Source organism: Phytohabitans kaempferiae (assembly GCF_042433955.1).
Classification (GTDB): Bacteria; Actinomycetota; Actinomycetes; order Mycobacteriales; family Micromonosporaceae; genus Phytohabitans; species Phytohabitans kaempferiae.
Genome location: NZ_JBHLUH010000060.1, coordinates 82,087 through 98,497, shown reverse-complemented (window position 1 = coordinate 98,497; position 16,411 = coordinate 82,087). Strand labels below are relative to the sequence as shown.

At 72.9% G+C, this 16,411-nt stretch carries 15 protein-coding genes; 11 read left to right on the top strand and 4 right to left on the bottom strand.

The genetic code is table 11. The annotated features are described in order from the left end of the window. Positions 1 to 24: 24 nt before the first annotated feature. Genes ACFFIA_RS28045 through ACFFIA_RS28035 form a run of 3 tightly spaced genes read left to right on the top strand, consistent with a single transcriptional unit; the run spans position 25 to position 3,400 of the window. Positions 25 to 1,668, top strand: coding sequence for an ABC transporter substrate-binding protein (locus ACFFIA_RS28045; protein ID WP_377256035.1), 1,644 nt, complete (start codon positions 25 to 27; stop codon positions 1,666 to 1,668). Further along, complete coding sequence (locus ACFFIA_RS28040; RefSeq protein ID WP_377256032.1) at positions 1,665 to 2,591, top strand: ABC transporter permease; 927 nt, start codon at positions 1,665 to 1,667, stop codon at positions 2,589 to 2,591. The genes ACFFIA_RS28045 and ACFFIA_RS28040 overlap by 4 nt, the downstream gene beginning before the upstream one ends. Next, positions 2,588 to 3,400, top strand: a complete 813-nt coding sequence (locus ACFFIA_RS28035; protein ID WP_377256029.1) for an ABC transporter permease — start codon at positions 2,588 to 2,590, stop codon at positions 3,398 to 3,400. Before ACFFIA_RS28040 ends, ACFFIA_RS28035 begins: the two co-directional genes overlap by 4 nt. 94 nt (positions 3,401 to 3,494) lie before the next feature. Here ACFFIA_RS28035 and ACFFIA_RS28030 read toward each other — a convergent pair whose 3' ends face one another. The 3 genes from ACFFIA_RS28030 to ACFFIA_RS28020 all read right to left on the bottom strand — a co-directional run bounded on the left by ACFFIA_RS28030 (position 3,495) and on the right by ACFFIA_RS28020 (position 6,068). After that, positions 3,495 to 4,286, bottom strand: a complete 792-nt coding sequence (locus ACFFIA_RS28030; protein ID WP_377256026.1) for an IclR family transcriptional regulator — start codon at positions 4,284 to 4,286, stop codon at positions 3,495 to 3,497. A gap of 102 nt (positions 4,287 to 4,388) precedes the next feature. Then, positions 4,389 to 5,195 (bottom strand): methyltransferase domain-containing protein, encoded by an 807-nt coding sequence (locus tag ACFFIA_RS28025; RefSeq protein WP_377256023.1) that lies wholly within the window; start codon positions 5,193 to 5,195, stop codon positions 4,389 to 4,391. Positions 5,196 to 5,315: 120 nt separating this feature from the next. Further along, on the bottom strand, positions 5,316 to 6,068 hold the full coding sequence (locus ACFFIA_RS28020) for a cyclase family protein (protein ID WP_377256020.1): 753 nt from the start codon (positions 6,066 to 6,068) through the stop codon (positions 5,316 to 5,318). A gap of 259 nt (positions 6,069 to 6,327) precedes the next feature. On the opposite strand from ACFFIA_RS28020, the gene ACFFIA_RS28015 reads away from it, so the two are divergent. From ACFFIA_RS28015 to ACFFIA_RS27980, 8 genes are all read left to right on the top strand, one after another. Beyond that, a complete protein-coding gene (locus tag ACFFIA_RS28015; protein WP_377256017.1) occupies positions 6,328 to 6,798 on the top strand; it encodes a MarR family winged helix-turn-helix transcriptional regulator in 471 nt (156 codons plus the stop codon). 276 nt (positions 6,799 to 7,074) lie between these two features. Further along, positions 7,075 to 8,289, top strand: coding sequence for a cytochrome P450 (locus ACFFIA_RS28010; RefSeq protein WP_377256015.1), 1,215 nt, complete (start codon positions 7,075 to 7,077; stop codon positions 8,287 to 8,289). 55 nt (positions 8,290 to 8,344) lie between these two features. Next, on the top strand, positions 8,345 to 9,397 hold the full coding sequence (aroF, locus tag ACFFIA_RS28005) for a 3-deoxy-7-phosphoheptulonate synthase (RefSeq protein ID WP_377256012.1): 1,053 nt from the start codon (positions 8,345 to 8,347) through the stop codon (positions 9,395 to 9,397). A gap of 7 nt (positions 9,398 to 9,404) precedes the next feature. After that, positions 9,405 to 11,072 (top strand): HAL/PAL/TAL family ammonia-lyase, encoded by a 1,668-nt coding sequence (locus tag ACFFIA_RS28000; protein WP_377256009.1) that lies wholly within the window; start codon positions 9,405 to 9,407, stop codon positions 11,070 to 11,072. Positions 11,073 to 11,074: 2 nt separating this feature from the next. Further along, the gene (locus ACFFIA_RS27995; RefSeq protein ID WP_377256006.1) at positions 11,075 to 12,505 is read left to right on the top strand and encodes a phenylacetate--CoA ligase family protein; all 1,431 of its coding nucleotides are present in this window, start codon (positions 11,075 to 11,077) and stop codon (positions 12,503 to 12,505) included. 12 nt (positions 12,506 to 12,517) lie between these two features. After that, on the top strand, positions 12,518 to 14,329 hold the full coding sequence (gene asnB, locus ACFFIA_RS27990) for an asparagine synthase (glutamine-hydrolyzing) (protein WP_377256003.1): 1,812 nt from the start codon (positions 12,518 to 12,520) through the stop codon (positions 14,327 to 14,329). An 84-nt stretch (positions 14,330 to 14,413) separates the two neighbouring features. Beyond that, complete coding sequence (locus tag ACFFIA_RS27985; protein WP_377256000.1) at positions 14,414 to 14,731, top strand: ArsR/SmtB family transcription factor; 318 nt, start codon at positions 14,414 to 14,416, stop codon at positions 14,729 to 14,731. A gap of 22 nt (positions 14,732 to 14,753) precedes the next feature. Continuing rightward, positions 14,754 to 15,716, top strand: a complete 963-nt coding sequence (locus ACFFIA_RS27980) for an LLM class F420-dependent oxidoreductase (RefSeq protein ID WP_377255997.1) — start codon at positions 14,754 to 14,756, stop codon at positions 15,714 to 15,716. On the opposite strand, the gene ACFFIA_RS27975 is transcribed toward ACFFIA_RS27980, so the two are convergent. Next, positions 15,707 to 16,354: a nitroreductase family protein gene (locus ACFFIA_RS27975; protein WP_377255995.1), complete on the bottom strand. Its 648-nt coding sequence runs from the start codon at positions 16,352 to 16,354 to the stop codon at positions 15,707 to 15,709. The two genes, ACFFIA_RS27980 and ACFFIA_RS27975, sit on opposite strands and share 10 nt — an antisense overlap. Positions 16,355 to 16,411 lie beyond the last annotated feature (57 nt).

Below are 16,411 nucleotides of genomic sequence, written 5' to 3'. Positions count from 1 at the left end.
GGGCGGGCGGGAGAGTCTGAGGCGGTGACCTTGACCTCTCCGACCCGCCCGGCGGTGCTCGCCGCCGCGGCGCTACTGACCCTTTCCGCCTGCGCCGGCGGGGCCGCCGCGCCCAGCGGCTCCGGCGACGGCCCGCCGAGGAACGGCGGCTCGCTCGTCTTCGCCATCACCTCCGGCACGTCCTGCCTCAACCCGCAGGCGAGCCCCAACAGCACGACCACCGCCACCATCGGACGGGCCATTGTGGACTCGCTTGTCGCGCAGGACGCGGACGGCAAGCTGCACCCGTGGCTGGCCCGGAAGTGGGAGGTGGTGGACGGCGGCCGCGGCTACCTCTTCAGCCTCCGCGACGACGTGAAGTTCCACGACGGCACGCCCTTCGACGCCGCCGCGGTGAAGGCCAACTTCGACCACATCGTCCGGCCGGAGACCAAGTCGCAGTACGCGGCAAGCCTCTTCGGCGGCGCGTACACCGGCACCGAGGTCGTCGACCAGCACACGGCCAAGGTGACGTTCTCCCGCCCGTTCGCCCCGTTCCTGCAGGCGGCGAGCACGGCCAACCTCGGCATCCAGTCGCCCAAGGCGCTCGCCGAGTTCGGCGACAAGCTCTGCGCCGGTGGCGAGTACACGGTCGGCACCGGCCCGTTCCGCGCCGAGCGGCACATCAAGAACCAGAGCGTCGACCTGGTCCGCAACCCCGACTACGCGTGGGGACCGGACCTGGAGGGGCGGCGCGGACCGGCCCATGTGGACCGCCTCACCTTCCGCTTCCTCCCCGAGGAGACCGTGCGCGTGGGCGCGCTCACCAGCGGACAGGCGCAGGTCGCCGTGCTGCCGGTGACCTCGGTGGGGCGAGTCAGCGGCAACCCGGATTACGAGTACCACCAGCGGCGCCAGCCGGGGGAGTCGGACAGCCTCTTCCTCAACACCAGCCGGGCGCCCTTCGACGACGAGGGCGTGCGTACGGCGTTCATCCGCGCGGTCGACCTCGACCCGATCATCAAGGGCGTCTACTTCGGCGTGTACGAGCGCGCGTGGAGTCCGCTCAGCCCCGCCACGCTCGGCTACGACCCGACACTGGAGGGGAGCTGGAAGCACGACCCGGCCGAGTCCGACCGGCTGCTCGACGCGGCCGGCTGGACCGGGCGGGACGCGGCCGGCTACCGCACCAAGGACGGCCGGCGGCTCACCGTCGAGTGGCCGTACCTGGACCAGAGCGCCCAGGCCAACAGCGTCGGCGAGGCCATCCAGGCGGACGTGAAGAAGGTCGGCATCGAACTCGTCCGCCGCTCGATCGACACCGGTACGTACTGGGACCTGCTGCACAACGGCAGGTACGACATCTGGCAGATCGGGTACGTGCGGGCCGAGCCGGACGTGCTCAGCGGCTTCTTCCTCTCCACCAGCCTGCCCAAGGCGGGCGGGCAGAACGCGGCGCGCGTCAGCGACCAGCAGGTCGACGCGTGGCTGCGGGAGGGCGCGGCCAGCACCGACGAGGCCGCGCGGGTCAAGGCGTACCAGCAAGTGCAGCGGTGGGCGGTGGAGAAGTCGGTGGTGCTCCCGCTGGCGGTGACCGCGACCACCGTCGGCGCCAGCCGCTCGGTACGCGGGCTGGTCTTCGACGCGGACGGGCGGCCGGTGCTGACCGGCGTGTGGCTGGCGCGATGATCCGCCGGATCCTGGGGAAGCTCGCCTCGGCGGTCGCGGTGCTGTGGGGCGCCGCGACCGTCTCCTTCCTGACCCTGCACCTGGTGCCCGGCGACCCCGCCAACGTGCTGCTCGGCGGGGCGGCGGCCACCTCGACCGGGCTGCGCGAGCAGGTGATCGCGGAGTACGGCTTCGACGACCCGGTGCTCGTGCAGTACCTGCGCTACCTCGGCCGGCTGCTCACCGGCGACCTGGGCGAGTCGTACCAGCAGCAGTTGCCGGTCGCCACGGTCATCGGCGAGCAGCTCGGCCCCACGCTGGAGCTGACCGCCTCGGCCACGGTGGTGGCGGTGCTCGTGGCCACGCTCACGGCCACGCTCACGGCCGGGCGGCGGCGGCCCGGCGTACGCGGGCTCACCTCCGGGCTGGAGCTCTTCGCCCTCTCACTGCCCGCGTTCTGGCTCGGCACGCTGCTGCTCGCGGTCTTCTCGTTCCGGCTGGGGCTCTTCCCCGTGGCCGGCGACATCGGCGTGAGCGCGCTCGTGCTGCCCACGCTCACGCTGGCGCTGCCGATCGCCGGCATCCTGGCGCAGACGATGCGGGACGGCATGGACGCGGCGCTGGCCCAGCCGTTCGCGGTCACCGCCCGCGCGCGAGGGTTGGGCGAGCTGGCCGTACGCGCGAGGCACGCGCTGCGGCACGCCCTGCTGCCCGCGATCACGCTCTCCGGCTGGTTCGTCGGCAACCTCTTCGGCGGCGCCGTCATGGTGGAGAGCGTCTTCGCCCGGCCCGGCCTCGGCCGGGTCACGCTGGACGCCATCAACGGCAAGGACATCCCGGTGGTCACCGGCGTGGTGCTGCTCTCCGCTGTCGCGTTCGTCGTGATCAGCGCGCTCTCCGACCTGCTGTACCGGATCATCGACCCCCGGCTGCGGACGGCATGAGCGCGGCGGCGCGTCTCGGACGCGGGTTCGGCTGGCTGCTGCTCGCCGTCCTGCTGCTGGCGGCGGTGGCGCCCGGGCTCTTCACCGACCTGCCGGCCACCGAGCCGGACCTGTCGTCCGCGCTGCGCCCGCCGGATGCTGCCCACTGGTTCGGCACCGACGAGCTGGGGCGCGACGTCTACAGCCGGGTCGTGCACGGCGCGGGGTACTCGCTGCTGGTCGGCGGCGGCGCGGTCCTGCTCGCGATCGCCGGAGCCACGGTGATCGGTCTGCTCGCCGCGTTCGGCGGCGGTCCGGTGGACCGGGCGGTCGTGGGCGGCCTCGACCTGCTCCTCGCGCTGCCGGGGCTGCTGCTCTCCCTGCTGGTCATCACCGTCACCGGCGCAGGCACGGTCAACGTGCTGCTCGCGGTGGCGCTCGGCAGCCTGCCCGGCTTCGCCCGGGTGATCCGCGCCCAGGCGCTGGTGGTGCGCCGATCCGAGTACGTCGAGGCGGCCCGCTGCCTGGGTGTGCGCCGGGGCGCGATCCTGTGGCGCCACGTCGTGCCCAACACGCTCGCCCCGCTGCTGGTGCTGGGCACCACGGGCGTTGGTACGTGCGTGGTGGCGGGTGCGGCGCTGAGCTTCCTCGGGCTCGGCCCGCAGGCGCCGGCGCCGGAGTGGGGCACGATGGTCTCCGACGGCCGCCACCTGCTCGACCAGGCGTGGTGGGTCGCGGTCTTCCCGGGCCTGGCGATCTCGCTGACAGTCATCCTGGTGACGGTGCTCGGCCGCGACCTCGAACGCACCTTCGGCGCCCCGGCGGGCTGAGCGGCGCGCGGGGTCGCGCGCCCGCGACCGATAGGCCCTCCTCCCCGGGGCGTCGCCGCCACGGACGCGCGGCCGTCGCTGGGAAACGGTCCGCTCAGCCGGCGCGGCGGGCGGGGAGCGGGGCGTCGGCCTGGCGGGCGGCCTCGGCGGCGACCGACTCGCCCATGCGGGCCGCGGCCATGCGCACCGCGTGGAGCATGCGGGGGACCGGGGCGCCCGGGCCGAGGTCGGCGCCGATCGCTGCCACCACACCGTCGGTGGGGTGGAAGACCGGCGCGGCGACCTGGGTCAGGCCCGGCCGGTACTCCTCGCGAACGACCGCCACGCCGGCGTCGCGTACCCGCGCCAGCCCGCGCCGCAGCCCGGCCGCCGCGGTCACCGTGTGCCGGGTCAGCGCGGGCAGTCCGGTGTGGACCACCTCGTCGACCAGGGCCGGGTCGCCGAAGGCCAGCAGCGCGCGGCCGGTGCCGGTGGCGTGCAGCGGCAGCCGCGCGCCGACCGAGGGGAGGGCGTGGCCGGTGCCGAGGCGGGACAGGACCAGCGCGTGCACGCCGTCCAGCGCGGCCAGGTGCACGCCGGTGCGGCCGCGGGCGAGCAGGTCCTGCAGGTGTGGCTCGCCGAGTTCGCGGAGCTTGCGCAGGCAGGGCGAGGCGTTGCCGAGCAGCCACATGCGGGCGCCGACTCGGTAGGATCCGTCGCGGGCCCGCTCCAGGCCGCCCCAGCTCACCAGCTCGCGAACCATGCGCAGCGCGGTCGGCATGGCCAGGCCGCTGCGGTCGACGATGTCGGTCAGCCGCAGCGACTGGGCGCCGCCCGCGAAGGCGTCCAGTACCGCGAACAGCTTGCTGGCCACGCTGCTGCCGTGCAGGGAGTTGTTGCCGGCCAAAGAGCCACCCCGTCCATAGATACCCACTTAACCCATCGGATCTATAGGATTACACGTGTGGTGGGCTGGTGGAATCGAACGAGCGGGGGAGGGGGGCCGGGTTCAGCCGGGGCGGCGGCCCCAGGCGGTGAAGACGGCCAGGGAGAGGTCGAAGAACGCGGGGTCGGCGAGCTCGGTGTAGGCCCGCTCGAACACCTCGTCGGTGACCAGTCCGCGCGCGACGATCTGCTGGCGCGACTGCTCCAGCGTGAGCCGCCACCACTCGGACTCGTCGTCGCCGCCCTGCACCGGCTGTATCCGCGTGTCGACCTCCACGTCGACGAGCCCGGTGCCGGCCAGCGGCAGCGGCAGCGAGCGGGCCCACTCGGTGCGGGTACCGACCGCGTCCTCGATGTAGGCCCGGAAGGCGAGCATGACCTCCCGGTACGCCGGATGCGGCGAACCGGCGATCGGGAAGAAGGCGGGCTCCTCCACCACGAGTACCCCGCCCGGCGCCAGCCAGGAGACCAGGCGCGAGATGGCCCGGTCCTGGTCGGGCAGGTGCACCAGCACGTACCGCAGGTGGATGAGGTCGAACGAGCCGGGCGGGAAGTCCTCTGTGTACATGTCGTGGCGCAGCACGCGCACGCCCAGGTCGGCCAGCTCGCCGAGGAAGCTGACGTCGAGGTCGGTCACGGTGACCTCGGCGCCCCGCTCGGCCAGCCAGCGGGCCACCGAGCCGGCGCCGCCGCCGATCTCCAGGCACCGCCGGCCCGGCCCCACGCCGAAGGTCTCCAGCCGGGCCTGCGTGTGCCGGTCCAGTACGGACTCCAGCAGCCGCAGGCGGTGCCGCTCGGTGTCCACGGCGTGGCTGAACACGCCGTCGCGGTAGCGCTCCTGGCGCCAGTCGGTCTCGGTCTGTGCGGTCACGAAAGCGTCTCCTTTGAGCGGGGCCAGTCTTTAGAGCGGGGCCAGTCCTTTGAGCGGGGCCAGTCCTTTGAGCGGGGCCAGTCCTTAGAGCGGGGCCAGTCCTTTGAGCAGGGCCAGTCCCTAGAGCAGGGCCAGTACGCGCGCGGGGCCACCGGTGCCGCCGCGGTGCTTGGGGGCGCCGACCAGCAGCGTGGCGCCGCGGTCGGGGAGGGTGTCCAGGTTGGCGAGGCATTCGACGCCGTACTTGCCGGCGCGCATCAGCACGTGGTGCGTGTACGGGTCGGCTGGCCGTACACCGGTGTCGAGGCTGGGCCCGTCGACGCCGACGCCCACGACGGAGCGCCGCTCGACCAGGAAGCGGGCGGCCTCGACGCTCACGCCGGGGAAGCGGAAGATCTGTGCCTCCTCGTCGATGTTGAAGAAGGCGCCCGGGATCCGTACGCGGCCGGCCCAGCCGGCGTCCACGGCCACGAACGTCCGCTCCGGCAGCGCGCCGTTGCGCCGCTCCCATGCCTCGATGTCGTCGATGGTCAGTTCGGTGGTGTTGTCGGCGGCGGCCCGGTCGCCGATCCGGATCACGCAGAGCGGGGCGATGAGGTCCTCCACCGCGATCTCGTGCACCGCCAGCCCGTCGTCGTCGAAGTGCAGCGGCGCGTCGATGTGCGTGCCGACGTGCTCGTTGAAGACCAGCTCGTTGGCGTTGTAGTCGTTGTCGGCGAGGCAGGCGAGCTGGATGATCCGGGGCGGCTTGACGTAGAGCTCGAAGACCGGCCAGTCCTGGTCGAGTACGTGGGTCAGGTCCTGCACGCGGGTGATGCCGGACGGGAGCGAGATCGGGCGGGCCCGCTCCGCCACGTCGATGGGGTTGCTCATGGGGATCCTTTCGGAGCTGCCCGCGTCGCGCCGGGATGCCGGGCGTGCGGGCGCGCGAAGGGGAGAGGAGCCGGCGGCGCGGTGCGGGCGCCAGCGCGGCGGCGTACGACGGTGAGCGGGCAGGCAGCCTCGATTTCCGTCTGGCTGGAGATCGTCTCTACCAAGAACATTTCTGCAAAGACAATCTGGGTCGGTACGCTAGCATGCGATCGACGGCCTGAGAAGACGTCCGTCGCCCGCGCAGCAGAGGAGCCGCACCGTGACCCAGACGGCACCGGGCCCGGCGCGCACCTCGCCGGTCGCCTTCTTCGCCCAGCTCGTCGAGACCCGGCCGGACATCGCGCTGTGCCGCACGACGACCAAGGTGACCAAGGGCTCCGAGCGGCACTACACCGACCGGCCGGTCAACGTCGGCGGCCACCTGGTGCTCACGATGCTGGCGGCGGTGGGCCCCTGCTCGCAGCAGGAGCTGAGCGAGGGGCTGCGGATCGACCGCAGCGTGATGGTCGGCTGTGTCGACGGGCTGGAGCGGGCCGGGCTGGTCAGCCGCGAGCGCAACGCGACCGACCGCCGCGCGTACGACGTGACCATCACGGCGGCCGGCCGGCGCGCCCTGGCCGAGGCCGACGGTGCCCTGCCCGACCTGCTCGACGGTGCCTTCGGGGCGCTCAGCCCGGCCGAGCGGCGGCAGCTCGTCCGCCTGCTCCGCAAGGTCCTCGAGCTGGGCTGACGTCCCTGCGCGCCGGCGGCCGGCGGGCCGCACCGGCCGTGCGAACGCGCCGGTCCACCGGTCCGCGACGGGATAGCGGAATCGTTAACTTCCAATGTCGCGCATTGTCGGTAACTGAGTCGTCGCGTAGTGTGCGTTTCAAGGTTGGTTGACCTACGAACAAAGATCCTGGGCAGGCAGCTCGATCTTTCTCGTCTCGTTGCCGGGTGCGCGGCAGCCCATTCCCCCGTACGGCGTGCGTCGCGGCATGCCCGGAAACGACTGAGGAGCAAGACGATGAGCGATGCCACACCGGCGCGCCTCGACGAGTATCCGCTGCCGCTCGGCCCGCTGGCCGAGCCGCCCGACCGCTTCGGCGAGCTGCGCGACAAATGCCCCGTCGTGCGGGTCAAGCTGCCAAGCGGCGACACCGCCTGGATGGTCACCGGCTACGACGAGGTGGCCTCCGCGATGGCCAACCCGGCGCTCTCCCGGGCCGCGCTGCGGGAGCCGGGCGCGCCCCGGGTGATCTCCGGGCCCGACTTCTCCGACAACCCCTTCAACCTGCTCAACCAGGAGGGGGCGGACCACGCCCGGCTGCGGCGGCTGATCGCGCCCGCGTTCAACCACCGCAAGGCGCGCGTGTGGCGGCCCCGGGTCGAGCAGATCGCGCACGAGGTGGTCGACCGCCTCGAGGCCGGCGAGCATCCGGCCGACCTGCACCGCGACTTCGCCTCGCTGCTGCCCATCTGGGTCATCTGTGAGATGGTCGGCGCGCCGGTCGAGGACCGGCCGAGGTTGCAGGAGTGGACCGACCGGTTGGTCAGCATCACCGCGTACTCGTCGGAGGAGCGGCTGCGGGCCCGGGACGAGTCCGCCGCGTACGTGGCCGGCCTGATCGCGCGGCGCCGCGAGGAGCCCGGCGACGACCTGCTCAGCGCGCTGGTGGCGGCCCGCGACGACAACGACCGGCTCACCGAGCGGGAGCTGGTCTGGCTCGGCATCAACCTGCTCGTCGCCGGGCACGACACGACCGTCGGCGCCCTCGTCCGTGGGCTGTACATGCTGCTGCGCCACCCCGACCAGTGGCGGCTGCTCGCCGACGACCCGGCGATCCTCGACCACGCGGTGGAGGAGTTGCTGCGGTACGCGCCGCCCTCCGAGATCGGGTTCATGCGGGTCGCCACGCGGCCGGTCACGCTTGGCGGCGTGGAGATCGCCGAGGGCGAGGGGATCATCCCGGTGATGCACGCGGTGGGGCGGGACGCCCGGCACGTACGCGACCCGGAGAAGCTCGACCTGACCCGCACCGACGTCAAGCACCTCGCGTTTGGTCACGGGCCGCACTACTGTCCGGGCGCGGGCGTGGCCCGGATGGAGTTGCAGGTGGCGTTCGGCACGCTCGCCCGCCGCCTGCCCGGCCTGCGGCTGGCCGAGCCGCCGGACGACACGAAGTGGCTCGGTGGGCTGCTCACCCTCCGCCCCGAGCGGCTGCTCGCGAGCTGGAAATAGGCATCACCCCCGCGGCCCGCACCGCGCGGACCGCCGGGCGACCGAATGGAGAACCGTGACAGAGCTCGTAGCGATCTCGCATCCCGACGTCCCCCAGGGCGAGATGAACGCGCTGGTGGACGAGGCGGCGGCGGCCGGTTACACCGTCGCGCTGCACCGCGCCGGACGCCGGTTCCTGGTCTTCGCCCGGCCCGGGTACGCCGCCCCGCCGGGCAGCGATTTTTTTCGATCCAAAGCCTACATCTCCGATGTGATATCGGGTAATAGTGCGCATCCGCTCGGCGACCGCACCCGGTACCCGCACGGCAGCACCGTCCAGGTCGGCGGCATCCGCTTCGGCGGCGGCCAGAGCGTGATCATCGCCGGCCCCTGCTCGGCGGAGACACCGGAGGTGCTGCTGGAGACCGCAGCCAAGGTACGCGAGTCGGGCGCGTCGATGCTCCGCGTGGGCGTCTTCAAGCCGCGTACCTCCCCCTACACGTTCCAGGGGCTGGGCGCGGCCGCCTTCGAGGCGCTGATCGAGGCGCGCAGCCGGTACGGGCTGCCGATCGTCTCCGAGATCACCTCGGTGTCCCAGTTGGACGCTCTACTGTCGACCGTCGACATGCTCCAGGTGGGCGCCCGCAACATGCAGAACTACCCGCTGCTGAGCGCGCTCGGCACGTGCGACCGGCCGGTGCTGCTCAAGCGCGGCCTCGCCGCCACTGTGGACGAATGGCTCAGTGCGGCCGAGTACCTGCTGGCCGGCGGCAACGAGCAGGTGGTGCTCTGCGAGCGGGGCATCCGCACGTACGAGCGCAGTACCCGGTTCACGCTCGACCTCGGCGTGGTGCCGGTGCTCAAGGGGCGTACGCACCTGCCGGTCATCGTCGACCCCAGCCACGGCACCGGGCGGGCGGACCTGATCCATCCGATGTCCCGCGCGGCGATCGCGGCGGGCGCCGACGGCGTGATCGTGGAGGTGCATCCGCGCCCGGCGCAGGCGCTCTCGGACGGCTTCCAGTCGCTCGACCTGCCCGGCTTCAAGCAGCTCGTCACCGAGTTGGAGCCGGTGGCCCAGGCGGTCGGCCGGCCGCTGCACGCGTACTCGGACCTCCAGCCGGTCTAGGTGCGCGATGACCCGGACGCTCAACGGCACGCGCCTGCGCCTCGACGGGCGCTCGCTGCGAATCACCGACGTCGTGACGGTGGCACGCTCCACAGTGGACCACGGTGGTGTGGAGCTGGACCCGGCCGCTGTCGTGGCCATGGAAGCCACCGTGCGGCACAAGGACGCGCTGGTTGCCCAGGACCTGCCCGTCTACGGTCTCACCACCGGCTTCGGCGACAGCTGCACGCGCCAGGTCGGCGCCGCGCGCACCGTCCAGTTGCAGCACAACCTCATCCGGTACCACCTCAACGGTCTGGGACCCCAGACGCCGGCGGACGTGGCGCGGGCCGCGGTGCTCATCCGCGCCAACTGCCTGTCCCGCGGCGCCTCCGCCGTGCGGCCGGAGCTGGTCCGGGCGCTGCTGCGGTTGCTGGAGCGCCACATCACGCCGGTCATCCCGGAACGCGGCTCGCTCGGCGCCAGCGGCGACCTCGTCCCACTCTCCTATGTGGCCGCCGCCCTCACCGGGGAGGGCGAGGTCGAGCACCGAGGCGTGCGCCGTCTGGCCGGGGAGGCGCTGGCGCTGGAAGGACTCGCCCCGGTCGACCTGGCCGCCAAGGAAGGGCTGGCGCTCATCAACGGCACCTCCTTCGGCGCCGCCTTCGCCGCGGTCGCCGCCTGGGATGCCGCCGAGCTCGCCTGGGTCGCCGACCTCGCCACCGCGCTGACGTGCGAGGCGCTGCGCGGCAACACCTCGCACTTCGCCGACTTCATCCATGCCAGCAAGGGCCACCCCGGGCAGCGCCGCAGCGCCGCGACGATCCGGGGGCTGCTTTCCGGGTCGGCGCTGACCACCACGTACGCGGAGATCCTGGACCAGCGCGACCGGCTGGACGGCCGCGACCACCTCATCCTGGAGCAGCGGATCCAGGACAAGTACTCGGTGCGCTGCGCCCCGCACGTCAACGGCGTCCTGCGAGACACGCTGCACTGGGTCGGCCCGTGGCTGGAGCGCGAGATCAACTCGTCCAACGACAACCCGCTCTTCGACCCGGCGACCGGGGAGCTGCACCACGGCGGCAACTTCTACGCCGGCCACGTGGGCCAGGCCGCCGACGCGCTGAAGGTGGCCGTGGCCAATCTGGCCGACCTGCTCGACCGGCAGCTCGCGCTGGTGGTGGACGAGAAGTTCAACGCCGGGCTGCCGGCCAACCTGGTCGACCCCGGGCTGGCCCAGCGTGGCGAGGCCAACCTGCACCACGGCTTCAAGGGCATGCAGATCGCCTGCTCCTCGGTGACCGCCGAGGCGCTCAAACTGGCCGTTCCGGCGACCGTCTTCTCCCGCTCCACCGAGGCGCACAACCAGGACAAGGTCAGCATGGCCACCACCGCCGCCCGGGACGCTCGGACCGTGGTGGAGCTGACCCGCCAGGTGGCCGCCATCCACCTGCTCGCGCTGGCCCAGGCGCTCGACCTGCGGGGCGCACGCCACGCCGCCCCGGCGGTGCGCCGCGCGCACGCGCTGATCCGCGAACGCGTGCCGTTCCTGGACCGGGACCGCCGCATGGACCACGACATCCACGCCGTGGTCGACCTGATCCGCGACGGCGAGCTGCGCGCCGCCACCACCGGCCACACCGGACCCCCCGAGATCGGCGTTTCGGCGCCGCACCCCGAGAACCGCGAGGAGTGACCATGTTGCTGTTGCGCGACGAGGAGACGCTCGCCGCCTCGCTGAGCCAGGTCCGCGAGCACACCGCGCTCACCCGCGACGTGCTCACCGGCAAGGCCGACCTGCGCCACGAGCACGGCCGCAAGCTGGTCCGGACACTGGCCGCCGCGGCCCGCTCGCCGATGTACGCGGGGCGGCTCGGTGCCGACCTGCGCCAGCGCGTGGCCGCCGGCGACCTGACCCCCGACCGGGCACTGGACGAGGAGCTGGCGGAGCTGCCCTTCCTGTCCAAGCGAAACCTCAGCGACTCCGGCCCGGCCGCCTTCACCCGGCCGCTCTCCAGCTTCCTGCACTACTACGAGTCCTCCGGTACGACCGGCAACCCCGCGCCCGCGCCGAAGGCGATCGACGACCTCGTCACCAACACAATCAACATCGGCGAGATGTGGCGACGCTTCCTCCAGCCATCCGACGTGGCACTCATCCTCATCAACGCGCCGTTCGCGCCGGCCGCGTACCAGTTCGAGAAGGTCCTGGAGTACCTGGAGATCATGTCGCTGCGGCCGTGGGTCGACAACATCACCGGCGACTACACGCGCGTGCTGCGGCTCATCGACGAGCTCGGCGCGAACGTCTTCGTCGGCCCGCCCTCCCGCCTGCTGGAGATGGTGCAGTTCGCGCACCGCAAGGGGATCGCCCCGCCGCGCTTCGACCGGCTGCTGCTGATGGCCGAGCAGACCGGCGAGGCGTTCCAGCGGCACCTGAGCCGGCTCACCGGCGCCACGCCGTACGTCGCCGCGTACGGCTCGTCGGAGACCGGCACGATCGCGGTCACCTGCGAGCGGCGCCACCTGCACATCCAGGTGCAGAGCTACGTGCTGGAACTGGCCGACGGCACCGGCGTGCGGCGCCTGTCCGGACAGAGCGACCGGGGCGAGCTGATCGTCACCACGCTCGACGTGCCCTCCCGCCCGCTGCTGCGCTACCGCATCGGCGACCTGGTCGAGGTCGACTACGCCGGCTGCGAGTGCGGCCTGGCCACCCCCGTGCTGCGTACGCTCGGCCGGGCCCAGGACGTCATCACGTTTTCCGGCAGCGGCGTGCGGCAGGACGACCTGGAGACCGTCCTCTGGGCGGCCGACCTGCCCGCGCCGGTGGTCTTCAACTACATGCTCGTCGTCCGCGAGCGCGCCGTCGTGTGCCTGGTCACGACTGACGCAGAACCGTCCCCGGCCTGGACGGCGGAGCTGAGCGCCCGGCTCGGCCAGCTCTTCGGGGGGTACGCCGTGGCGGTGCGCCCGGTGCCGGTCCTGCCGCCGCTCGCCTCGCTCGGCCAGTACCTGGGCTGGAAGCTGTCCCGCGTGCTCGACCTCAACGACGCGCAGAACTGGGACCGGCTGCCTGAGCCGATCGGCGCGATCGTGCGCGACACGCTGCGGGCGCTCGACAACTGAGGGGAGCGGAGCATGTGCGGCATCACGGGATGGCTGGACTGGCACCGCGACGTGGCCGCCGCGGCCGCCACCGTGCGGGCCATGACGGAGACCATGGCCTGCCGGGGGCCGGACGGCGACGGGGTGTGGCTCTCGCCGCGGCTCGCCATGGGGCACCGGCGCCTGGCGGTCATCGACATCGAGGGCGGGGCGCAGCCGATGGCCGCCGAGCACGACGGGGCGGCGGCGGTGCTCAGCTTCAGCGGCGAGATCTACAACTTCCGGGAGCTGCGCACCGAGCTGACCGGGTACGGGCACGCGTTCCGTACCCGCTCCGACACCGAGGTGCTGCTGCGCGCGTACCTCCAGTGGGGCGAGGAGGCCGTGTCCCGGCTCACCGGCATGTTCGCCTTCGCCGTCTGGGACCGGCGCACGGAGACGCTGCTGCTGGCCCGGGACCGGCTCGGCATCAAGCCGCTCTACTACCACGAGTACGACGGCGGGCTGCTCTTCGGCTCCGAGCCCAAGGCGCTGCTGGCCAACGACATCTTCGTGCCGGAGGTCGATCCGGACGGGCTCGTGGACGTCTTCAGCGTGGCGGCCAAGCGCCCGGGCGACGCCGTCTTCCGCGGGCTCCGCGAGGTCCGTCCAGGATGGACGGTGCGGGTCGACCGGTCCGGCACGCACCACCGGCGGTACTGGCGGCTGGAGAGCCGGCCGCACCCCGACAGTCCACAGCAGACGATCGAGACGATCCGCGGCCTGCTGGAGGAGACGGTCGCCGGCCAGCTCGTCTCGGACGTGCCCCTCGGCGCCCTCCTCTCCGGGGGCCTGGACTCCAGCGTGCTCTGCGCCCTGGCGGCCGGGCAGCTGGACGGCAAGCTGAGCACGTACTCGGTGGACTTCGCCGGCGCGGAGACCGACTTCAAGGCGGACGCGCTGCACGTGAGCCGGGACGCGCCGTACGTGGCCGCGGTCGTGGAGCACCTCGCCACCGACCACACCGAGGTGATCCTCGACGCGCCCAGCCTGCTCGGCGAGCTGGAGACCACGCTCGCCGCCCGGGACATTCCCGGCGTCGGCGACCTCGACGTCTCGCTGTACCTGCTCTTCCGCGAGGTCCGGCGGCACACCACCGTGGCCCTGTCCGGCGAGGGCGCGGACGACATCTTCGGCGGCTACCCGTGGTTCGCGGCGGAGGCGGCCCGGGACAGCGGCAACTTCCCCTGGTCGGCCGGGATCACCAACCGCGGCGCGATGCTCTCCGCCGACCTGCGCGCCCGCCTCGACCTGGACGCGGCGATCGCCGACCGGTACGCCGAGGCGGTGGCCGAGGTGCCCCGCCTGCCCGGCGAGGAGGGCGTCGACCGGCGGATGCGGGAGGTCTTCCACCTCCAGATCACCCGCTTCCTGCCGTTCCTGCTGGACCGCAAGGACCGGATGAGCATGCGCCTGGGGCTGGAGGTGCGGGTGCCGTTCTGCGACCACCGGCTGGTCGAGTACCTGTGGAACGTCCCCTGGTCGCTCAAGCGCCTCGGCGACCAGGAGAAGGGCGTGCTCCGCGAGGCGACCGCCGACCTGCTGCCGGAGAAGGTGGTGCGGCGACCCAAGAGCGGCTTCCCGTTCGGGCAGAGCCCGGCGTACCTGAAGGCGATCCGGGAGGCGGTGGGCGATCTGCTCGCCGACCCGTCGTCGCCGGCGCGGCCGCTGCTCGACGCCGAGGCGCTGCGCCCGTTGCTCGACGGCGACCAGTGGTCGACCGGCACGTACAGCCCGCCCCCGTGGCTGCCCCGGGCGCTGCTGCTGGATGCCTGGCTCCGGCGCTACAAGGTACGGGTCCGGTGAGCGGCGTGCGGCTCGATTGTTTGAAGGTCGTCGAATGTTATAACCTCGACGCGGCACACCGGTCACCTACCCGGCGAGGTCGCGATGCGCGAGCTTCAGCACCCCCCGCTCGACGATGTCTGCCTCAGCGCGGTCTTCAACGCTCTCAGCGACCCGATCCGCCTCAGCGTGGTGCGGCGCCTCTCCGACGACGGCGAGCTGTGCTGCAACGAGCTCGAGATGCCGGTGAGCAAGTCGAGCATGTCGCACCACTTCCGGGTCCTGCGCGAGGCGGGGCTGACCCGCACGCGCATCGCCGGCACGCGGCACTACCTGACGCTGCGCCGCGACGATGTCGACCGACGCTTCCCCGGACTGCTCGACACGGTGCTCCCGCTGATCGAGGTGCCGGTCCCGGCCTGACGGGGGCGCCGTGCGATACGGCGTGACCCTCCCACTGCCCGGCGTCCCGCCGTACGCGCACCGCCGCATCGTCGAGGAGCTGCCCGACCTCGGCTACACCGACGCCTGGACCGGCGAGGCGGCCGGCGCCGACGGGTTCGTCCCGCTCGCGCTCGCCGCCGCCTGGGCGCCCTCGCTCCACCTGGGCACCGCCGTGGTGCCGGTGCAGACCCGGGGTCCGGCGCTGCTGGCGATGACCGCGGCGACGCTCGCCGGCGCGACGCGGGCCGGGTTCACGCTCGGCATCGGCTCGTCCGGGCCGCGCTTCGTGACCGCCACCAACGGGATCCCGTTCGACCGGCCGTACCAGCGGGTCCGCGACGCGCTCCGGTTCCTGCGCGCCGCGTTCGCAGGCAAGTACCTGACCGGCGACTTCGGCAGCTTCCAGATCGAGGGGTTTCAGCTCGCCGTACCCCATCCGCCGCCCCGGCTGATCGTCGGCGCGCTGCGCCCCGGGATGCTGGGGCTGGCCGGCCGGGAGGCGGACGGCGCGGCGACCAACTTCCTCGCGGTCGAGGACGTGCCCGCCGTGGTGGCCGCGCTGGGCGGGGGAGAGCTGATGGCCCGGCTCTTCGTCTGCCCGACCCGCGACGTGGCGTACGCCCGCGCGACCGGCCGCCGGCTGCTCGCGCCGATCCTGACCGCTCGCACGTACAGCGCGTTCCACGACTGGCTCGGCCGAGGCGACCGGCTCGCTGGCGTACGAGCGGCGTGGGCGGCCGGCGACTGGGCCGGCGCGGGGGCAGCGATCCCGGACGACGTCGTGGACGCGCTGCTCGTGCACGGCTCGCCCGAGCGGTGCGCGGAGCACGTGGCCCGCTACGTCGCGGCCGGCGTCGACGTGCCCGCGCTCGCGCTGGTGCCGGCGCCCGACTTCGGCGCCGGCCCCGAGGCGGTGCGGGAGATGGTGCGCGCGCTCTCACCCGCCGTGGTGGCCTACCAATGATCCCAGTGGAGCACCTCGCGCACGGCCACGCGCGGCCCGGGCCGGAAGTCGGTGCCGATCGTGTACGCCAGCGGGCTGAGCGCCACCTGCATCACCGACTCGTACGGGATGCCGAGCACCTCGGCCGCCTCCCGCTCGTAGTGCAGGTGCGGCGTGGTCCACGCGGTGCCGAGCCCGTGCGCGCGGGCGGCCAGCATGAAGCTCCACACCGCCGGCAGGATCGAGCCCCACGTGTTGGCCTGGTGGACGATGGAGGGCTCGCGCACGCGCACCACGCGGACGGTCGGCACCACCAGCGCGGGCACCTCGTGCAGGTGCTCGAAGAGGTGCTGGGCGCTGCGGGAGACCCGGGACCACTGCTCGGCAGTCGAGCGGTCCACCCCGTCGTACGGCACCGGCTGGGTCGGCGCGGTCAGGCCGAGGCGGTAGAGGTCGGCGAGGGCGCGGCGCCGGCCGGGGTCGGTGACGACCACGAAGTCCCAGCGCTGGCGGTTGCGGCCGGTGGGCGCCTGGCAGGCGAGCTGGACGCAGCGCTCGACCACCTCCGGCTCGACCGGGCGGGTCAGGTCGAGGCGCAGCCGTACCGCGCGGGTGGTGGAGAGCAGGTCCTCGGCGGACAGCGACAACGAAGCGGGCATGGGCCCAAATGTTAGGTGATTCGCCAATCTTCGAACAAGATTTCCCGGAAGGATGTC

Bases quoted from the DNA above. Each gene is read 5' to 3' on its own strand.
- ACFFIA_RS27975 (WP_377255995.1), bottom strand. From the start codon at position 16,354: ATGCCCGCTTCGTTGTCGCTGTCCGCCGAGGACCTGCTCTCCACCACC.
- ACFFIA_RS28000 (WP_377256009.1), top strand. From the start codon at position 9,405: ATGACCCGGACGCTCAACGGCACGCGCCTGCGCCTCGACGGGCGCTCG.
- ACFFIA_RS28040 (WP_377256032.1), top strand. From the start codon at position 1,665: ATGATCCGCCGGATCCTGGGGAAGCTCGCCTCGGCGGTCGCGGTGCTG.
- ACFFIA_RS28010 (WP_377256015.1), top strand. From the start codon at position 7,075: ATGAGCGATGCCACACCGGCGCGCCTCGACGAGTATCCGCTGCCGCTC.
- ACFFIA_RS28020 (WP_377256020.1), bottom strand. From the start codon at position 6,068: ATGAGCAACCCCATCGACGTGGCGGAGCGGGCCCGCCCGATCTCGCTC.
- asnB (WP_377256003.1), top strand. From the start codon at position 12,518: ATGTGCGGCATCACGGGATGGCTGGACTGGCACCGCGACGTGGCCGCC.
- ACFFIA_RS28035 (WP_377256029.1), top strand. From the start codon at position 2,588: ATGAGCGCGGCGGCGCGTCTCGGACGCGGGTTCGGCTGGCTGCTGCTC.
- ACFFIA_RS27995 (WP_377256006.1), top strand. From the start codon at position 11,075: ATGTTGCTGTTGCGCGACGAGGAGACGCTCGCCGCCTCGCTGAGCCAG.
- ACFFIA_RS27985 (WP_377256000.1), top strand. From the start codon at position 14,414: ATGCGCGAGCTTCAGCACCCCCCGCTCGACGATGTCTGCCTCAGCGCG.